This is a genomic window from Paraburkholderia bannensis NBRC 103871 (genome assembly GCF_000685015.1).
GTDB lineage: Bacteria > Pseudomonadota > Gammaproteobacteria > Burkholderiales > Burkholderiaceae > Paraburkholderia > Paraburkholderia bannensis.
Window position 1 is genome coordinate 20,259 of sequence record NZ_BAYA01000022.1, and the last position, 17,787, is coordinate 38,045.

Sequence of the window (17,787 nt, forward strand, 5' to 3'; positions counted from 1 at the left end):
GCACGGCGCGCGACACGTTCCAGGTGAAATTCGGGTGCGGATCGAATCGGCCAGGCACCGCGCCGACCATCCCCGATCCGTCATTCTAAGCCGCTTGGGGCGTGCAGCAACGCAAATGCCCGCGTAGCAGCAAGGGTGGGAGCGGTTCGTCGCCTAGCCGAGCGCGGCGGCTACGAGCCAGCGCTTGACGAGCGGCTGCGCGCCGACGAAGGCCATGCCGGTGTTGCGCACCGCGCGCGCGATCGTGCCGGGCACGGCGAAGAGGCGTTGCAGACCGTCGGTGGCGACCACGAGCTTTTGAATGTCCTCGCGGCGACTGCGTTCGTAGCGGCGCAGCAGCACGGTATCGCCGAGATCGCGAAACGCTTCCTTCTGCGCGATCACGTCGACGAGCGCGGCCACGTCGCGCAGACCCAGATTGACGCCCTGCCCCGCGAGCGGGTGGATCAGGTGCGCGGCGTCGCCGATCAGCGCGACGCGCGGCGCGATCAGCTTGTCGACCGTTTGGAGCGAGAGCGGGAAGCCGCGCGCGGGCGTCACGCATTCGAGGCCGCCGTGCAGGTTCTGCGTCGCGCGCTCGACTTCGGCGGCGAGCTGTTCGGGTTCGAGCTTGAGCAGCGCTTCGGCGTGTTCGGTCTGCGCCGACCACACCAGCGAGACGTGCTGATCGGGCAGCGGCAGCAGCGCGATGATTTCGCCGTCGCGGAACCACTGGTACGCGCATTCGCCATGCGGCTTCTGTGCGCGGAAATTGGCGACCACGCCCGTCTGGCGATAGTCGCGGCGATCGACCTTCGAGCCGATCTGCGAGCGCACCCACGAGTGCGCGCCGTCAGCGCCCACGGCCAGGTCGGCTTCGATCGTGCGGCCGTTGGCGAGGCCGATCACGGCGGCGTCCGGCTGGATGTCGAGCGTCTGCGCGCGCGAATCGATCCAGGTGAGATTGGGCTGGAAGTGCAGCGCGGAGTCGAGCGCGCGCTCGACCAGCGACGATTCGGCGATCCAGGCGAGATGCGAAACCGACGCCTGGTACGCCGAGAAGTGCAGCTCAGCCGCGGCGTCGCCGAACACGCGCATGTCGTAGACGGGCGTGAGGCGCGTGGCGTCGACGGCCTGCCAGACCCGCAGCCGCTCGAACAGCGCCTGCGAACTGCGCGAAAAGGCATAGACGCGCGCATCGAACACGGCGCCGTGCGGCAGCGGCGCACAGGGTTGCGCGAGCAGCGCCACGCGCAGGCCGTTCTGGGTCAGCGCGAGCGCCGCCGACTTGCCGACGAGGCCGCCGCCGATCACGGCGACATCAAAGGTCTGGTTGCTTGCAGTCATCCGCGCATTATAGCTGTGGGGCCTTGTCTGACAGGGCCGGATGGGCAGCCCGATGGCCGGCGCTTGCGTTGCGGCAAGCGGGGCGCGGTGGCTTGCCGCAGGCGCTCAATGCAGGCTCGATGCGCGCCCCGAAGCGGCGCGCAGATCGCGCCCCTTTCGTTGCTCGCCCGTCGCGCCACAGCCATCGTCGAAGCGGTGCGCGGACGAGGTTACAATTACGGTTTTCGTGACTTCGCGTCACGCCCCTGACGTGCATTTTCGTGCCATCCGGGCCGCCCGCGCGGCGCACTCGCGCCAGCCCGTCCGGCCTTGCAGCTCACGCCCGACCCCGGCGAGCCGCACGTCGCCACCCTGACATGCAGAGAATTTCATGAGCCTCCAATGCGGCATCGTCGGCTTGCCTAACGTCGGCAAGTCCACCCTCTTCAACGCGCTGACCAAGGCCGGCATCGCGGCTGAAAACTACCCGTTCTGCACGATCGAGCCGAACGTCGGCGTCGTCGAAGTGCCGGATCAGCGCCTGAAAGCCCTCTCGGAGATCGTCAAGCCCGAGCGCGTCGTGCCGGCCGTGGTCGAGTTCGTCGACATCGCGGGTCTCGTGGCAGGCGCCAGCAAGGGTGAAGGCCTCGGCAACCAGTTCCTCGCCAATATCCGCGAAACGGATGCGATCACGCACGTCGTGCGCTGCTTCGAAGACGACAACGTGATTCACGTCGCGGGCAAGGTCGATCCGCTCTCCGACATCGAAGTCATCAACACCGAACTCGCGCTCGCCGACCTCGGCACGGTCGAGAAGGCGCTCACGCGCTACTCGAAGGCCGCCAAGTCGGGTAACGACAAGGAAGCCGCGAAGCTCGTCGCCGTGCTGGAAAAAGTGCGCACGCAGCTCGACCAGGCCAAGCCGGTTCGCGGCCTCGACCTGAACGAAGACGAACAGGCGCTGCTCAAGCCGTTCTGCCTGATCACCGCGAAGAAGACGATGTACGTCGCGAACGTGAAGGACGACGGCTTCGAGAACAACCCGTACCTGGACGCCGTGCGCAAGTACGCCGAAGCCGAGAAGGCGCCGGTCGTCGCAGTGTGCGCCGCGATCGAGGCGGAAATCGCCGATCTCGAAGACGAAGACAAGGCCGCGTTCCTCGCCGACATGGGCATGGAAGAGCCGGGCCTGGATCGCGTGATCCGCGCGGGCTTCAAGCTGCTCGGCCTGCAAACCTACTTCACGGCAGGCGTGAAGGAAGTGCGCGCGTGGACGATCCATATTGGCGATACGGCCCCGCAGGCGGCCGGCGCGATCCACACGGACTTCGAGCGCGGCTTCATTCGCGCGCAGACGATTGCGTTTGACGACTACATCCAGTTCAAGGGCGAAGCCGGCGCGAAGGAAGCCGGCAAGATGCGCGCCGAAGGCAAGGAATATGTCGTGCACGACGGCGACGTGATGAACTTCCTGTTCAACGTTTAAGCCACCAGGCCGTGCTTCGCGCATGATGAAAGCCCGCTCCCGAGCGGGTTTTTTTACGACCGCAGTTCAGCCGCACGACAACAACGATACGAGAGATAACAACAATGACGGGACTTTGCGCGCCTTCGCGCGCCACACGTTCGATTGGCGCGGCCCTTCTCGCGCTCTGCCTGATTGCGCCGACGTCGGCTTTCGCCTTCCAGCCCTCTCCCGGCACCTACGCCACGCCAGACGAATCCGACCTCGACAATCACAACGGTTACGTGAACCGCGATGGCCAGGCCGTCCATTCGCCCGCGCATACGCGCTCGGGCCGCGTGCCCGAAGGCGCGAGCGCGCGATGCCGCGACGGCAGCTACAGTTTCAGCCGCCATCACAGCGGCACCTGCTCGCGACACGGCGGCGTCGCGCAGTGGCTTTGACGTGCCGGCACGTCGCTCGCAGCCACGCGCTGCTCCCCCACCGCCCGCGCCCCGTACAATAGCGGTTTGCGCATCCCGCGCGATGGCGCGTCATCGCGCGGTTTGAGCGCGGCTTGAGCGCGTTTGAACGTGGTTCTCGCCGCGTTTCAAGACAGAATTCCGCCCCTTTTTCTCCCGTTTTTCAGACTCCAAAGACACTCTCATGGCCCAATACGTCTTCACCATGAACCGGGTCGGCAAGATCGTGCCGCCCAAGCGCCAGATCCTGAAGGACATTTCGCTGTCGTTCTTCCCGGGCGCGAAGATCGGTCTGCTCGGCCTGAACGGCTCGGGCAAGTCCACGCTCATCAAGATCATGGCTGGCGTCGACAAGGACATCGAAGGCGAAGCCACGCCGATGCCCAACCTGAACATCGGCTACCTGCCGCAGGAACCGCAGCTCGACCCCGAAAAGACCGTGCGCGAAGCGGTCGAAGAGGGTCTGGGCGACGTGTTCAACGCGCAGAAGAAGCTCGACGAGATCTACGCTGCCTACGCCGAGCCGGACGCCGACTTCGACGCCCTCGCCGCGGAACAGGCCAAGTACGAAGCGATCCTCGCCACGACCGACGGCAGCGCCGAACAGCAGATCGAAATTGCCGCCGACGCACTGCGCCTGCCGGCATGGGACGCCAAGATCGGCAACCTGTCGGGCGGTGAAAAGCGCCGCGTGGCGCTGTGCAAGCTGCTGCTCGAAAAGCCGGACATGCTGCTGCTCGATGAGCCGACCAACCACCTGGACGCCGAATCGGTCGAGTGGCTGGAGCAGTTCCTCACGCGCTTCCCGGGCACCGTGGTCGCCGTGACCCACGATCGCTACTTCCTGGACAACGCCGCCGAGTGGATTCTCGAACTCGACCGTGGCCACGGCATTCCCTGGAAGGGCAACTACTCCAGCTGGCTCGACCAGAAGGAAGAGCGCCTGAAGCAGGAAGAAGCGACGGAATCGGCGCGCCAGAAGGCGATCAAGAAGGAACTGGAGTGGGTGCGCCAGAACCCGAAGGGCCGCCAGGCCAAGTCGAAGGCGCGTATCGCCCGCTTCGAGGAACTGTCGAGCACGGATTACCAGAAGCGCAACGAAACGCAGGAAATCTTCATTCCGGCGGGCGAGCGTCTGGGCAACGAAGTCATCGAGTTCAAGAACGTCAGCAAGTCGTACGGCGACCGTCTGCTCATCGACGACCTCAGCTTCAAGATTCCGGCAGGCGCAATCGTCGGCATCATCGGGCCGAACGGCGCCGGTAAGTCGACGCTGTTCCGCATGCTCACGGGCAAGGAACAGCCGGATTCGGGCGAAATCGTGCAAGGCCCGACGGTCAAGCTCGCTTACGTCGATCAAAGCCGCGATGCGCTCGAAGGCGACAAGACCGTGTTCGAAGCCATTTCGGGCGGCGCGGACGTGCTGACCGTGGGCAAGTACGAAACGCCGTCGCGCGCCTACATCGGCCGCTTCAACTTCAAGGGCGGCGACCAGCAGAAGATCGTCGGCAACCTGTCGGGTGGTGAGCGCGGCCGTCTGCACCTGGCCAAGACGCTGATTTCGGGCGGCAACGTCCTGCTGCTCGACGAACCGTCGAACGACCTCGACGTCGAAACGCTGCGTGCGCTCGAAGACGCGCTGCTCGAATTCGCGGGTTCGGTGATGGTGATCTCCCACGATCGCTGGTTCCTCGACCGTATCGCCACGCACATCCTGGCGTTCGAAGGCGACTCGCAGGTCACGTTCTTCGACGGCAACTATCAGGAATACGAGGCCGACAAGATCAAGCGCCTGGGCGAAGAAGCCGCGCGTCCGAAGCGTCTGCGCTACAAGCCGATCAGCCGCTAAGCGTTACTGCGGTCATCGACGCGAACGGCAGCCTGCGGGCTGCCGTTTTTTTTGCGCGTGCACCTGCGGCACGGCGGTTGCTGGAAGCGGCTACGCTTGATGCTGCTTTTCATTTGCTGCTTACCCAGACGCTTTATTGAGCGCGAGGTGTTCCACATGTCGACGCCGAATCGCAATCGCCCGGCTTCCCGCGTCGTCCTGGTCGTCGCGGTCGTGATCGCGGCGCTCGCCGTGCTCGCGCTCGGCGGCCTTTACGCGCTCCAGCGCGAAGCCAGAGCGCGCGTGGAAGCGTTGCTCGCCCCCATCGGCACGGCAAGCCAGGTGCACGTGGCGTTCTGGCTCACCTCCGTCGAACTCACCGATGTGCGCCTCAAGCCGCCGCCCGACTGGCCCAGCGCCGACGTGCTGCGCGCCCAGCGCATCACCGTCACGCCCGACTTGCGCGCCCTGCTCTCGCACCGCGTGCACATTCGCGAAATCCGTGTGAGCGACTTTGTGATGACGGTGTTGCGCCGCCAGAACGGCTCCATCCAGATCCTGCCGAATCTGCGCCGAGAGATGGAAGCCGCCAGTGCCGCCGACGGCGCCAGCGCCACATCATCGGCTTCGTCGCCTTCATCAACGTCCACGCCTTCCGCCAGCACCGACCTGCCGGGCGACAAGCTGATCGACCACATCGTCCTGGAGAACGGCAGCTTCGTGTTCTACGACCGGTCGGTGAGCAATCCGCCGTGGCGCGTCACGGTGAGCGACGCCAACGCCCGCGTCGATCACGTGCATCTTCCCGCGCTCGACGAACCCACGCACATTGCCGTGACCGGCTCGCTCAAAGGCCCGGCGCACACCGGCCACGTGAGCTTCGACGGCACCCTGCGCATCGCGAGCAAGGACTCGCAGACGCACACGACGCTGCGCAGCGTGGACATCGCCATGCTCGACCCCTATCTGCTGAAAAAGGCCGGCGCGCGGGCCAACGTCACGGGCGGCACACTCGATCTCGACCTCACCGCGACGGTGCGCGGCTATCGCCTGCACGCGCCGGGCACGGTCACGCTGCACCACCTGCAACTCGCCGAAAGCAAAGATCCGCTCGACTCTTTCCTGTCGATTCCGACGCGCGCAGCCGTCGCCGCGCTCAAATCGCACCAGGGCGACATCACGCTGCACTTCGTACTCGATGGGGACTTGCACGATCCGAAGTTCAAGCTCGACGACAGCCTGATGACCGAATTACGGGCGGGTTTCGCGCAGGCGCTCGGGGTGAGCGCGCAAGGCGTGGCGCAGGGCGCGGGACAAACCGCGAAGGGGATCGCCGACGCGCTGCGCAATCTGTTCGGCGCGTCGGGGACGAAGTAACTGTCCGGTTAGACCGGCAGGCCGAGCTCGCGCAGCGTCGCGTCGGTGCTTGCGTTGCTCGTGTGATGCACGCCGTGCCAGCCGAGCGCGTTGGCGGCTTCGGCGTTAAGCGCGTTATCGTCGATAAAGACGAGCTCGTCCGGCTGAATGCCGGGCAATTGCGCCTCGATACGGCGAAACATCTCGTGGAAGATCGCCGGATCGGGCTTCACGAGTTTCACGCGCCCCGACACCACGACATCGCGGCAACGGCGCAGGATGCCGAAACGCTCCCACGCCCACGGAAACGTCTCCGCCGACCAGTTCGTGAGGCCGAAGACCGGCACATTCGCCGCTTCGAGCCGCTCGAAGGTGGCCACGCCGCCCTCCAGCAAGCCGCCGATCATCTCGTGCCAGCGCTCGTAGAACGCGCGGATCAGCGCCTCGTGTTCCGGAAAGCGCGCGACCCGTTCTTCGGTGCCGACCGCGATCGGCTCGCCGCCGTCCTGGCGCACGACCCAATCCATCGCGCAGACGTGGGTGAGAAACCAGCGGCGTTCGTCGTCGTTGGGAATCAGCTTGCGATAGAGATACTCGGGACTCCAGTCCACCAGCACCCCGCCGAAGTCGAACGCCACTGCCTTGATCGCCATGCGCCTGCGCTCCGTTGCCTATGACCTGTGCACTACGTGCGGTCGTTGACGGGATTGAACCGGGGATTGAACCGGGGATCAGACCGGCTGCGTGCGCCTTTCGAGCCACGCCAGCGCGTCGCCGCTCACGTGCGGCGAGACGCGCTCACGCACCGTCTGGTGGTACGCGTTGAGCCACGCGCGCTCGTCCTCGCGCAACAGCGCCAGATCAATACAACGCGTATCGATCGGGCAGAGCGTGAGCGTTTCGAATTTCAGGAAATCGCCGAATTCGGTCTTGCCCGCGCTCTGGTTGAGCACGAGGTTTTCGATACGCACGCCCCACTTGCCCGGACGATAGATGCCCGGCTCGTTCGAGGTGATCATGCCTTCTTCCATCGCCGTCCACGGCTCGGCGGGCGCGTAGTGCGAGATCACCTGCGGGCCTTCGTGGACGTTGAGGAAGTAGCCCACGCCGTGACCGGTGCCGTGGCCGTAGTCGGCGCCCGCTTCCCAGATCGGCGCGCGCGCGATGGCGTCGAGCATCGGCGAGCGGATGCCGCGCGGGAACTGCGCGCGCGAGAGTGCCACCATGCCCTTGAGCACGATCGTGAAATCGCGCTTCTGTTCGGCGCTCGGCGTGCCGACGGGCACCACGCGCGTGATGTCGGTCGTGCCGTCCAGGTACTGGCCGCCCGAGTCGATCAGCAGCAGGCCGTCGCCTTCGATCACGCTGTGCGACTGTTCGGTCGCGCGGTAATGCGGCATCGCGCCATTGGCGTTGAAACCGGCGATCGTCCCAAACGACGGCGACACATAGCCCGGACGGCGCGCACGCGCGGCGGTGAGCTTTTCGTCGACGGTGAGTTCGGTGATGGTTTCGCGGCCCAGCGCCGCTTCGAACCACGCAAAGAATTCGGCCAGCGCCGCGCCGTCCTGCTCCATCGTTTCGCGCACATGCTGCGCTTCCGCCGCGGTCTTGCGCGACTTCAGGTAGGTGCTCGGGTTCAGCGATTCGACGAGATTCACCTGCGCGGGCACCGTCTCCAGCAAGCCGAGCGTCACGCGGCGCGGGTCGACCAGCAGCGTGTCGCCTGCGGGCAGCGCGCCGAGCGCTTCGACCGCCGTGGCATACGGCGCCACGCGCACGCCGTCGCGTTCGAGCGCCTGCGCAAGATCGGCGCTCACCTTGCCTTCCGTGACGAACAGCGTGGCGGCGTCCGGGCCGATCAGCGCATGCGCGACGAACACCGGGTTGTAGTTCACGTCGGCGCCGCGCAGATTGAAGATCCACGCGAGATCGTCGAGCGTCGAGACGAAGTGCCACTGCGCGCCCAGTTCACGCATCGCGCTGCGCACTTGCGCCAGCTTGGCGGGACGTTGCGCGTCGGCGTGCGGCGCGACGTGTTCGTAGACGGGCTCAACGGGCAGCGACGGGCGACCGCTCCAGACCGCGTCGAGCAGATCGACATCGGTACACAGCGCCACGCCGCGTGCCTGCAGCGCGTCGGCCAGCGCGCGCGCCGACGCCACGCCCAGCACCGCGCCGTCCACGGCAACCGCTCCGCCAGTGGGCACGTTCTGCGCAAGCCAGGCGATGTGCGGCGCGCTCTGCTGGCCCGCCGTCATTTTCATCAGCTCGATGCCGGTGCCCGCGAGCTGGTTTTCGGCCTGCACCCAGTAGCGGCTGTCGACCCACACGCCCGCGAAGTCCTTCGTCACGACCAGCGTGCCCACCGAGCCGGTGAAGCCCGACAGCCACTCGCGGCCCTGCCAGCGGCGCGGCAGGTATTCGGAGAGGTGCGGATCGGCGGACGGCACGAGGGCGGCGTCCACACCCGCAGCGGACATCGCGGCGCGTAGCGCGGCGATGCGTTCGGGAGTCGTGGACGTTTCGGGAAGTCGGGCGTTCATGTTTTCACCTGCGAGAGTTGTGGAGCGCGTGTTGTGCGTATTGAGGTGCGCTGTAAGAAGCAATGCGGGGTCTGTCAGTGCTGGCGTCGGCGGGCGCACAGCGACATCGACACCGCCACGAAGACGAACGCGACCGCCGTGCAGACCGGCCATTCGAGCAATTCGCCATCATAGAAGAGGCCGGTGGCACGGCCCGCCGCTTTCGCGAGCGCTGCGCCTGCGAGCGCGGCAACGACGGCAAGCCCAAGTGCGCGGCCAGCAGGGCCCGCGGCGCGGCGCTGGGGATGCAGCAGCCATCCCGCCAGCCCAATGGCCAAACCGAGTACGACGATGCCTGGCCAGCCCATTAGCGCCGTGTCCTAAGGCATTTCAGACGAGTCCTATAGGACTGCGGGGGGACGGCGAATAGCATTCTGAGGTCTCATTTACAACAGTTTTTTTACTGGAAAACGGTCGGCTCGACGCTTCCCGCGTAGCGGTTGAGTGTAGGGGGCGGGATGGCTCAAGGCAAGCGCACCCGACCGGCCCCGGCTGCACTCCCCTATGCGAATCGCTCTAGTCGAACCTGATGCGCGCCAGGCTGAAATCATCGAACGTCTGCTCATTGCAGGCGGACACGCCTGCCGCTATTTCCCCCACGGCACCCCGCTTGTCGAAGCGCTGGAAGATGACGCCTTCGATCTCTTGATGGCGGCCTACTGGTGCGGCGACCTCGGCGGCGACGAACTCATTCCGCGTGCGCGCCGTCTGCTGCCGGGCCTGCCCGCCATCGTCCTGATGGCCTCGCCGCACGAAAGCGAGATCGTCGCGAGCCTCCAGGCCGGCGCCGACGACTGCATCGCCAAACCCGTACGCGGCCCCGAAATGCTCGCCCGCATCGACGCGCTGCTGCGCCGCGCCGGTGTGCGCCGCCCGCGCAACCGTGCGCACTATGGCTTCGGCGATTACCAGTTCGATTCGGCGCGCTACGCGGTCACTTTCCGGGGCCATAGCGTCACGCTCACGCCCAAGGAATTTCGCTTCGCCCTGCTGCTATTCACCAATGCATCGCGCCCCGTTTCTCGCGCGCGCATCCTGGAAACGGTCTGGAATCTGAACCGCGACGTTCGGTCGCGCACGCTCGATACCCATGCCTCGCGGCTGCGCAGCAAATTGCAGCTCGGGCCCGAGCACGGCTGGCGCTTAACCACGCTATACGGCTACGGATATCAACTCGAACGCCTGACGATTAATACTGGGGACGATGCTGACATTGCCGACGCCAATGTCAGAAGCGCGGAAAAGTTATAATATCCGCCTAAATCTTCGCCCCATGGTATGCAGCTTCTAACGATCGGAATTAATCATCACACCGCGCCCGTCGCCTTGCGCGAACGCGTGGCGTTTCCGCTCGAACAGATCAAGCCCGCCCTGGAGCTGTTCAAGGAAGCCTGGACCGGCGGCAAGCGCACCCTGAGCGCGCCCGAAGCTGCCATCCTCTCCACCTGCAACCGCACCGAGCTCTATTGCGCGACCGACGCGCAGGCCTCGCGCGACTCCGCGGTGGAATGGCTCTCGCACTACCACGGTATCCGCGCCGAAGAACTCGCGCCGCACGTCTACACGCTGCCGCAGTCCGAAGCCGTGCGTCACGCGTTTCGCGTGGCGTCGGGGCTCGATTCGATGGTGCTCGGCGAAACCCAGATCGTCGGCCAGATGAAGACGGCGGTGCGTACCGCCACCGAAGCCGGCGCTCTGGGCACCTACCTGAACCAGTTGTTCCAGCGCACCTTCGCCGTGGCGAAGGAAGTGCGCAGCAGCACGGAAATCGGGGCGCAATCAGTTTCGATGGCCGCCGCCGCCGTGCGCCTTGCGCAACGCATCTTCGACAAGATCGCTAACCAGCGCGTGCTGTTCATCGGCGCTGGCGAAATGATCGAGCTGTGCGCCGCGCACTTCGCCGCCCAGCAGCCGCGCGAACTCGTGGTCGCCAACCGCACCGCCGAGCGCGGCCGCGCGGTCGCAGAACGTTTCGGCGGCAAGTCGATTCCGCTCTCCGAGCTGCCCGCGCGCATGCACGAGTTCGACATCATCGTGTCGTGCACGGCCTCCACGCTGCCGATCATCGGTCTGGGCGCGGTCGAACGCGCCGTGAAAGCGCGCCGCCATCGCCCGATTTTCATGGTCGACCTCGCGGTGCCGCGCGACATCGAAGCCGAAGTCGGCCAGCTCGAAGACGTGTTTCTCTACACCGTCGACGATCTCGGCACCATCGTGCGCGAAGGCAATGCCTCGCGCCAGGCCGCCGTGGCGCAGGCCGAAACCATTATCGAAACGCGCGTGGCGAACTTCATGCAGTGGCTCGACTCGCGCAGCATCGTGCCGGTGATCCGCCACATGCACACGCAGGCCGACGCGCTGCGCCGCGCCGAACTTGATCGCGCCCGCAAGATGCTCGCGCGCGGCGACGATCCGTCCGCCGTGCTCGACGCGCTGTCGCAGGCGCTCACCAACAAGCTGATCCACGGCCCGACGCACGCGCTCAACACGTCGAGCGGCGAAAGCCGCGACTCGCTGATCGAGCTGATGAGCGGCTTCTACCGCCATGGCCAGCCGGCCAAAGGCGGCGACGCTCCCGCGCAGCAGGTTGCCGCGCAGGCGTCGAATCTCGACGAATCATCCGACGCGTCCGGTTCTTCGGATCGTTAGCGGCACTCGCCGCATCCGGCGTTCGCGCACGCGGTTTGCGCGCTAACGCAAGACAGCGCACAAAAAGTGCGCGACAACACCAGGGCCTCCGCCCGCTCCTCCTTTCCCGTAGTCCTGACCGGAGTCCGCTCCGCACCGCCCGATGAAAACGAGCATGCAATCGAAGCTCGACCAGCTGACGACACGCCTGGCCGAGCTAAACGACCTGTTGAGCCGTCCCGACGTGACGTCCAACCGCGACCAGTACCGCAAGCTCACGCGCGAGCATGCGGAAATCGGGCCGGTGGTCGAGCATTACGCGCTGTGGCGGGCGGCATTGAGCGACGAGGCGGCCGCGAAGGATCTGCTGTCCGACGCCTCGATGCGCGACTTCGCCGAAGAAGAAGTGAAAGCCTCGCGCGAGCGCATGGCGCAGCTCCAGCACGAGCTGCAGATGATGCTGCTGCCGAAGGATCCGAACGACGACCGCAACGTGTTCCTCGAAATCCGCGCGGGCACGGGCGGCGACGAATCGGCGCTGTTCGCGGGCGACCTGCTGCGCATGTACCTGCGCTACGCGGAACGCAACCGCTGGCAGATCGAGATGATGTCGGCGAGCGAGTCGGATCTGGGCGGCTACAAGGAAGTGATCGTGCGCATCGCGGGCGAGGCGGCGTACTCGAAGCTCAAGTTCGAGTCCGGCGGCCATCGCGTGCAGCGCGTGCCCGCCACGGAAACGCAGGGTCGCATCCACACCTCGGCGTGTACCGTCGCGGTGATGCCGGAAGCCGATGAGATCGGCGAAGTCGAGATCAATCCCGCCGATCTGCGCATCGACACGTTCCGTGCTTCGGGCGCGGGCGGTCAGCACATCAACAAGACCGATTCGGCCGTGCGCGTGACGCACATGCCGACGGGCATCGTCGTCGAGTGCCAGGACGACCGCTCGCAGCACAAGAACAAGGATCGCGCGCTCAAGGTGCTGGCCGCGCGCATCAAGGACAAGCAATACCAGGAGCAGCACGCCAAGGAAGCGGCCACGCGCAAGAGCCTGGTCGGTTCGGGCGACCGCTCGGAGCGCATCCGCACCTATAACTTCCCGCAAGGGCGTCTCACCGATCACCGCATCAACCTGACGCTCTATCGCCTCGAAGCGATCATGGACGGCGACCTCGCGGAACTGATCGGCGCGCTGCTCTCCGAGCATCAGGCCGAGCAGCTCGCGTCGCTGGGCGATGCGGATTGAGGCCCGATAGCATCTTGAGCGATTCGCCCGTCACCGCCGACGCCCTGCTGAGCGCCTCGCCGCTGCCCGCCCTGGAGACGCGCATCCTGCTGATGCACGTGCTCGGCTGGCGCCGCACCGAACTCATCACGCGCGGCGACCAGCCGCTGGACGCCGCGAACGTCGTCACGTATCGCGCGCTCGAAGCGCGCCGCGCGGCGGGCGAGCCGATCGCGCAGCTCGTGGGCGCGCGCGAGTTCTTCGGCCTCGAATTCGAGGTCACGCCCGACGTGCTGATTCCGCGCCCGGACACCGAAGTGCTCGTTGAAACCGCGCTCGCGGCAATGGAAGGCATCGCGCAGCCGCGCGTGCTCGACCTTGGCACCGGCAGCGGCGCGATCGCCGTGGCAATCGCCTCGGTGCGGCCCGACGCGCGCGTGTGGGCCGTCGACCGCTCGCCGGGCGCGCTCGCCGTGGCCGCGCGCAACGCCGCGAAACTGCTCGACCCTGCGCGTGCAGGCGGCGCGCTCACGTTCATCGAAGGCAGCTGGTACGACGCGCTGGACGCGGCGCTGCGCTTTGACGTGATCGTCAGCAACCCGCCCTATATCGCGAACGGCGACCCGCATCTGGATCAGGGCGACCTGCGCTTCGAACCGCGCGGCGCGCTCACCGACGAAGCCGATGGCCTCAGCGCCCTGCGCACGATCGTCGAAGGCGCGCCGGTGCGCCTCGTCGCGGGCGGCGTGCTCTGGATGGAGCACGGCTACGATCAGGCGTCGGCGGTACGCGCCCTGCTCGACGCGCGGGGTTTCGCCGACGTCGCCTCGAAGCGCGATCTGGCCGACATCGAGCGCATCAGCGGCGCGCGCTTGAACGGCTAGCGCGCCTGAACCGCTTCACGCGCGTCCGGGCACGCCCGGCCCGCAGTGGCGAAATCCGCTATCATTTCGTTCTGCATCCCAACGTATTCCGCATCAACCTCATTCAAGCAAGCCAAGGTCAGACATGGACACCCAACAGCGCATCAAGCAGATCGTCGACGAAAACGCCGTCGTCCTCTTCATGAAGGGCACCGCGCAATTTCCGATGTGCGGTTTCTCCGGCCGCGCCATCCAGATCCTGAAAGCCTGCGGCGTCGATCAAATCAAGACCGTCAACGTCCTCGAAGACGACGAAGTCCGCCAGGGCATCAAGGAATTCTCGAACTGGCCGACCATTCCCCAGCTGTACGTGAAGGGCGAATTCATCGGCGGTTCGGACATCATGATGGAGATGTACCAGAACGGCGAACTGCAACAGCTGTTCGCCGCCGCTTAAGCGCCCTTTCAGGTCGCTCAAGCTCTGTCTCGCGTGAACGCCACGTCAGCCGTCCCGTCGGGCGTTCCTCGCCGTCTGATCATCGCGATCACGGGCGCCACGGGCGCCATCTACGGCGTGCGCATGCTGGAAACGCTGCGCGCGCTGGGCGGCGTCGAGACCCATCTGCTGGTCTCCGCAGCCGGCTGGCTCAACATCCAGCACGAGTTGCAGCTCAGCAAGGAAGACCTCCACGCGCGCGCCGATGTCGTGCATTCGGTGCGCGACGTGGGCGCCACGATCGCCTCGGGTTCGTTCGCGACCGACGGCATGATCGTCGCGCCCTGCTCGATGAAGACGCTCGCAAGCGTGGCCCACGGTCTGTCCGACAACCTCGTCGCCCGCGCCGCCGACGTCACGCTCAAGGAGCGCCGCCGGCTCGTGCTGCTGGTGCGCGAAACGCCGTTCAATCTTGCGCACCTGCGCAACATGACCGCGGTGACCGAAATGGGCGGCGTGATCTTCCCGCCCCTGCCCGCGTTCTACAACCAGCCCGCCTCGATCGACGAAATGGTCGATCACACCGTCGCGCGCGTGCTCGACCTGTTCGCGCTCGGCCCGGCGCTCGCGCCTGCGTGGCCGGGACTGCGTCCTTCGGGCGACTGAATTCTCCCGGATTGCCCGCGGCGTCGATTATCAACATCGGCGACACAATCAATTCTCTCGTCGCACGTTTAATTCCCGAGGGTTGAGTCTTATATTGATCGTAATGCGAAACTTTCCAGCCGCTTTGCGCGGCTCACGATCATGACCACCCGTACCCCCACGCTCTTCCTGTCGCACGGCGCGCCCACGCTGCCGATCGATCCCGCGATGCCGCGCGAAGGCTTCACCGCGCTCGCGCAGCACCTGCCGCGCCCCAAGTCGATCCTGATGCTGTCGGCGCACTGGTACACGCAGCGCCCGGCCGTCAGCACGGCGACGCAGCCCGAGACCATCCACGACTTCTACGGCTTTCCGCAGGCGCTCTACGAGATCCAGTATCCCGCGCCCGGCGCACCCGAAACCGCGCAGCGCGCAGCGGCGCTGCTGCGCGCCCAGGGCGTGGAAGTCGATGAAGAAGCGCACGGCCTCGATCACGGCGCCTGGGTGCCGATGCTGCTGATGTTCCCGGACGCCGACATCCCCGTCGCCCAACTGTCGATCCAGCCGCGCAACGACGCCGCGTATCACTTCGCCGTAGGCCGCGCACTGCGCGAGCTACGCGACGAAGGCGTGATGGTGGTCGGTTCGGGCCAGATCACGCACAACCTGCGTCAGGCCGACTTCTCGGCACGCCCCGAGGATGCCGATCCGCGCGTGGCCGAGTTCACCGACTGGTTCGAATCGCGTCTGGCCGCGCGCGACATCGACGCCCTGCTCGACTATCGCCGCCAGGCGCCGCATGCCGTGCTGATGCATCCGACCGACGAGCATCTGCTGCCGGTGTTCGCTGCGCTCGGCGCCGCAGACGACGATTACACGCTCGGCGTGCAGTCGCTCGGTACCTATCAGCGGGCGCTGGCGATGACGAACTACGTGTTCGGCCCGGCGACCGCTCAATAACACGACACGCGCCGCAGACGCAAAAAAGCCCGCCTGAATCACTTCAGGCGGGCTTTTTATCGACTATCCGCCGAGGCGGACAGTGCAGGCTCAACGCAGCTTAGTGCGCGCCGATGCCTTCGAGCACTTCGTCGTGTTCCTTGCGCTCTTCCAGATACGGCGTGCGGTAACCCGAATTCACGCCCCAGAAGTAGAAGACGAGCGAGATGACCGCGACGACCAGCATGTCCCAGCCGTAGGGAATCAGGTCGTGACCGCCAAACTGCTTGCTGCCGATCAGCGACAGAACCGCCATCGTCGGCAGGTAGGCGCACAGCCACCATGCTGCCTTCAGATCCTGGCCCCAGCCGCCGAAGCCCTGCTTCGCCTGGAAGTAGAAGTACACCGGCAGTGCGACAACCATCAGCAGAATGATTTCGCCCGTCAGCGGCCACTTGGCCCAGTACAGGATCATCGATGCGCAGACGAAGGCGAACGGCGCGATGACCTTCATGAACGGCACCGACAGCGGGCGCTCGATATCCGTCGCAGCACGCTTGAGAGCCATCAGGCTGATCGGGCCGGTGAGGTACGAAATGACCGTCGCCACCGAGATCACAGCCGCCAGCGAGCTCCAGCCGCGGAAGAAGAACATGAAGATGAACGACACGACCAGGTTGAACCACATTGCCTGGCGCGGCACGCCGTAGAACGGGTGCACGTTGCCGAACATCGCCGGCATCGTGTTGTTGCGCTCCATCGCATAGATCATGCGCGAGGTCGTTGCCATGTAGGTCGTGCCGGTGCCGCTCGGGCTCACGAATGCATCGACGTACAGCAGGATCGCCAGCCAGTTCAGGTTCAGCGCGATCGCGAGTTCCGCAAACGGCGACTTGAAGTTGAACGTGTTCCAGCCCTTCGCGACATCAGCCGGATTGACCGCGCCGATATAAGCAACCTGCAGCAGCACGTAGATCACCAGTGCGCAGACGATCGAGCCGATCACTGCGAACGGAATGCTCTTCGACGGGTTGCGCGCTTCGCCCGCGAGGTTGATCGGGCTCTGGAAGCCGTTGAACGCGAACACGATGCCGCTCGTCGCGACTGCCGTGAACACGGCCGACCAGCCATAAGGCGCGAACGTGCTGGCTTCGCCGAAGTTCTCGTGGTGGAAGCCCGATGCCATCAGGCCGATGATCGTCAGACCCGGAATGATGAACTTGAAGATCGTGATGGCGCTATTGGCGCGCGCGAACAGCTTCACGCCCCAGTAGTTCAGCATGAAGTACACGATCACGAGCAGCGCCGACAGGAACAGCCCGGAGTGGGTCAATGAGCCGTCGACGAAGAGTGCATGCGCCCACGGATAGGGCCAGGTGCTCATGTACTGGATCGAGGCTTCGGCTTCGATGGGAATCACCGAAACAATCGCGATCCAGTTCGCCCATGCACTGATGAAACCCACGAGTGCGCCGTGCGAGTAGCGGGCGTAGCGGACCATGCCGCCGGATTCCGGGAACATCGCGCCGAGTTCGGCATAGGTGAGTGCGATGGCCAGAATCACCACGGCTCCGATCACCCACGCGCAGACCGCAGCGGGACCTGCGATCTTGGCGGCTTTCCATGCGCCGAACAGCCAGCCCGAACCGATGATCGACCCGAGGCCGGTAAACATCAGCGCGAACGGGCCGATGTTCCGTTGAATAGAACTTTTCACGTCTTCTCCTGTATCAAGAGCAGTTCAACACCGCATGCCCCGTCTGTTGTGCGGGCGGGGTTCTAGCGGCAGTCGCACCTGCGCGCGATTGCGATTGCGCCCGTAGGCGCAACTCATGCGCGGCGCGTAGTTTAACGGTTGCACCGCCAAAAGGCCGCAGAAATCTTCAGCTACTACAAAAAAAACAGCTACTTAGCAAGCTTTGTAAGACTTTGTTTCGACCCCGGGCCAAAAATATATGGAGATTCCCTGGGTCCTAGTTGACCTTCAAGTCAATAAGCCGTATAAAGTTCGAGCAGGATTTCAAGCGGCGAGTGTGAATAGGTCTTTCGTA

16 protein-coding genes are annotated in these 17,787 nt (G+C 65.4%); 11 read left to right on the plus strand and 5 right to left on the minus strand.

Annotated elements, in window-relative coordinates:
• Positions 1-153: 153 nt before the first annotated feature.
• On the minus strand, positions 154-1,326 hold the full coding sequence (locus BBA01S_RS27450) for a UbiH/UbiF family hydroxylase (RefSeq protein WP_027819249.1): 1,173 nt from the start codon (positions 1,324-1,326) through the stop codon (positions 154-156).
• A 370-nt stretch (positions 1,327-1,696) separates the two neighbouring features.
• Between BBA01S_RS27450 and ychF the strand changes: the two genes are divergently transcribed.
• The 4 genes from ychF (at position 1,697) to BBA01S_RS27470 (ending at position 6,436) form a co-directional block, all read left to right on the plus strand.
• Positions 1,697-2,791 carry a redox-regulated ATPase YchF gene (ychF, locus tag BBA01S_RS27455; RefSeq protein ID WP_027819250.1) on the plus strand — a complete coding sequence of 365 codons (1,095 nt, stop codon included), beginning with the start codon at positions 1,697-1,699 and terminating at the stop codon, positions 2,789-2,791.
• A 104-nt stretch (positions 2,792-2,895) separates the two neighbouring features.
• Positions 2,896-3,213: a DUF3761 domain-containing protein gene (locus tag BBA01S_RS27460; protein WP_027819251.1), complete on the plus strand. Its 318-nt coding sequence runs from the start codon at positions 2,896-2,898 to the stop codon at positions 3,211-3,213.
• 202 nt (positions 3,214-3,415) lie between these two features.
• Entirely contained in the window at positions 3,416-5,080 is a 1,665-nt protein-coding gene (gene ettA, locus BBA01S_RS27465) for an energy-dependent translational throttle protein EttA (RefSeq protein WP_027819252.1), read from the plus strand.
• Positions 5,081-5,236: 156 nt separating this feature from the next.
• Complete coding sequence (locus BBA01S_RS27470; protein ID WP_042297999.1) at positions 5,237-6,436, plus strand: DUF748 domain-containing protein; 1,200 nt, start codon at positions 5,237-5,239, stop codon at positions 6,434-6,436.
• Between the two features lie 8 nt (positions 6,437-6,444).
• Here BBA01S_RS27470 and BBA01S_RS27475 read toward each other — a convergent pair whose 3' ends face one another.
• The 3 genes from BBA01S_RS27475 to BBA01S_RS27485 form a co-directional block, all read right to left on the minus strand.
• Positions 6,445-7,068, minus strand: a complete 624-nt coding sequence (locus BBA01S_RS27475; protein WP_027819254.1) for an HAD family hydrolase — start codon at positions 7,066-7,068, stop codon at positions 6,445-6,447.
• A 78-nt stretch (positions 7,069-7,146) separates the two neighbouring features.
• The gene (locus BBA01S_RS27480; protein ID WP_027819255.1) at positions 7,147-8,961 is read right to left on the minus strand and encodes an aminopeptidase P family protein; all 1,815 of its coding nucleotides are present in this window, start codon (positions 8,959-8,961) and stop codon (positions 7,147-7,149) included.
• A 74-nt stretch (positions 8,962-9,035) separates the two neighbouring features.
• Positions 9,036-9,308 carry a hypothetical protein gene (locus BBA01S_RS27485; protein WP_027819256.1) on the minus strand — a complete coding sequence of 91 codons (273 nt, stop codon included), beginning with the start codon at positions 9,306-9,308 and terminating at the stop codon, positions 9,036-9,038.
• Between the two features lie 196 nt (positions 9,309-9,504).
• On the opposite strand from BBA01S_RS27485, the gene BBA01S_RS43030 reads away from it, so the two are divergent.
• The 7 genes from BBA01S_RS43030 to BBA01S_RS27520 all read left to right on the plus strand — a co-directional run bounded on the left by BBA01S_RS43030 (position 9,505) and on the right by BBA01S_RS27520 (position 15,757).
• On the plus strand, positions 9,505-10,251 hold the full coding sequence (locus tag BBA01S_RS43030; protein ID WP_042298000.1) for a response regulator transcription factor: 747 nt from the start codon (positions 9,505-9,507) through the stop codon (positions 10,249-10,251).
• Between the two features lie 27 nt (positions 10,252-10,278).
• Entirely contained in the window at positions 10,279-11,649 is a 1,371-nt protein-coding gene (gene hemA, locus BBA01S_RS43035; RefSeq protein WP_084162580.1) for a glutamyl-tRNA reductase, read from the plus strand.
• 142 nt (positions 11,650-11,791) lie between these two features.
• Positions 11,792-12,874, plus strand: coding sequence for a peptide chain release factor 1 (gene prfA / locus BBA01S_RS27500; protein WP_027819257.1), 1,083 nt, complete (start codon positions 11,792-11,794; stop codon positions 12,872-12,874).
• 14 nt (positions 12,875-12,888) lie between these two features.
• On the plus strand, positions 12,889-13,737 hold the full coding sequence (gene prmC / locus BBA01S_RS27505; RefSeq protein ID WP_245641605.1) for a peptide chain release factor N(5)-glutamine methyltransferase: 849 nt from the start codon (positions 12,889-12,891) through the stop codon (positions 13,735-13,737).
• Between the two features lie 124 nt (positions 13,738-13,861).
• Positions 13,862-14,173: a Grx4 family monothiol glutaredoxin gene (grxD, locus tag BBA01S_RS27510; protein WP_027819259.1), complete on the plus strand. Its 312-nt coding sequence runs from the start codon at positions 13,862-13,864 to the stop codon at positions 14,171-14,173.
• 33 nt (positions 14,174-14,206) lie between these two features.
• Entirely contained in the window at positions 14,207-14,818 is a 612-nt protein-coding gene (locus tag BBA01S_RS27515; RefSeq protein ID WP_027819260.1) for a UbiX family flavin prenyltransferase, read from the plus strand.
• A gap of 141 nt (positions 14,819-14,959) precedes the next feature.
• Positions 14,960-15,757, plus strand: coding sequence for a DODA-type extradiol aromatic ring-opening family dioxygenase (locus tag BBA01S_RS27520; RefSeq protein WP_027819261.1), 798 nt, complete (start codon positions 14,960-14,962; stop codon positions 15,755-15,757).
• 100 nt (positions 15,758-15,857) lie between these two features.
• Here BBA01S_RS27520 and BBA01S_RS27525 read toward each other — a convergent pair whose 3' ends face one another.
• A complete protein-coding gene (locus BBA01S_RS27525; RefSeq protein WP_027819262.1) occupies positions 15,858-17,453 on the minus strand; it encodes an APC family permease in 1,596 nt (531 codons plus the stop codon).
• Positions 17,454-17,787 lie beyond the last annotated feature (334 nt).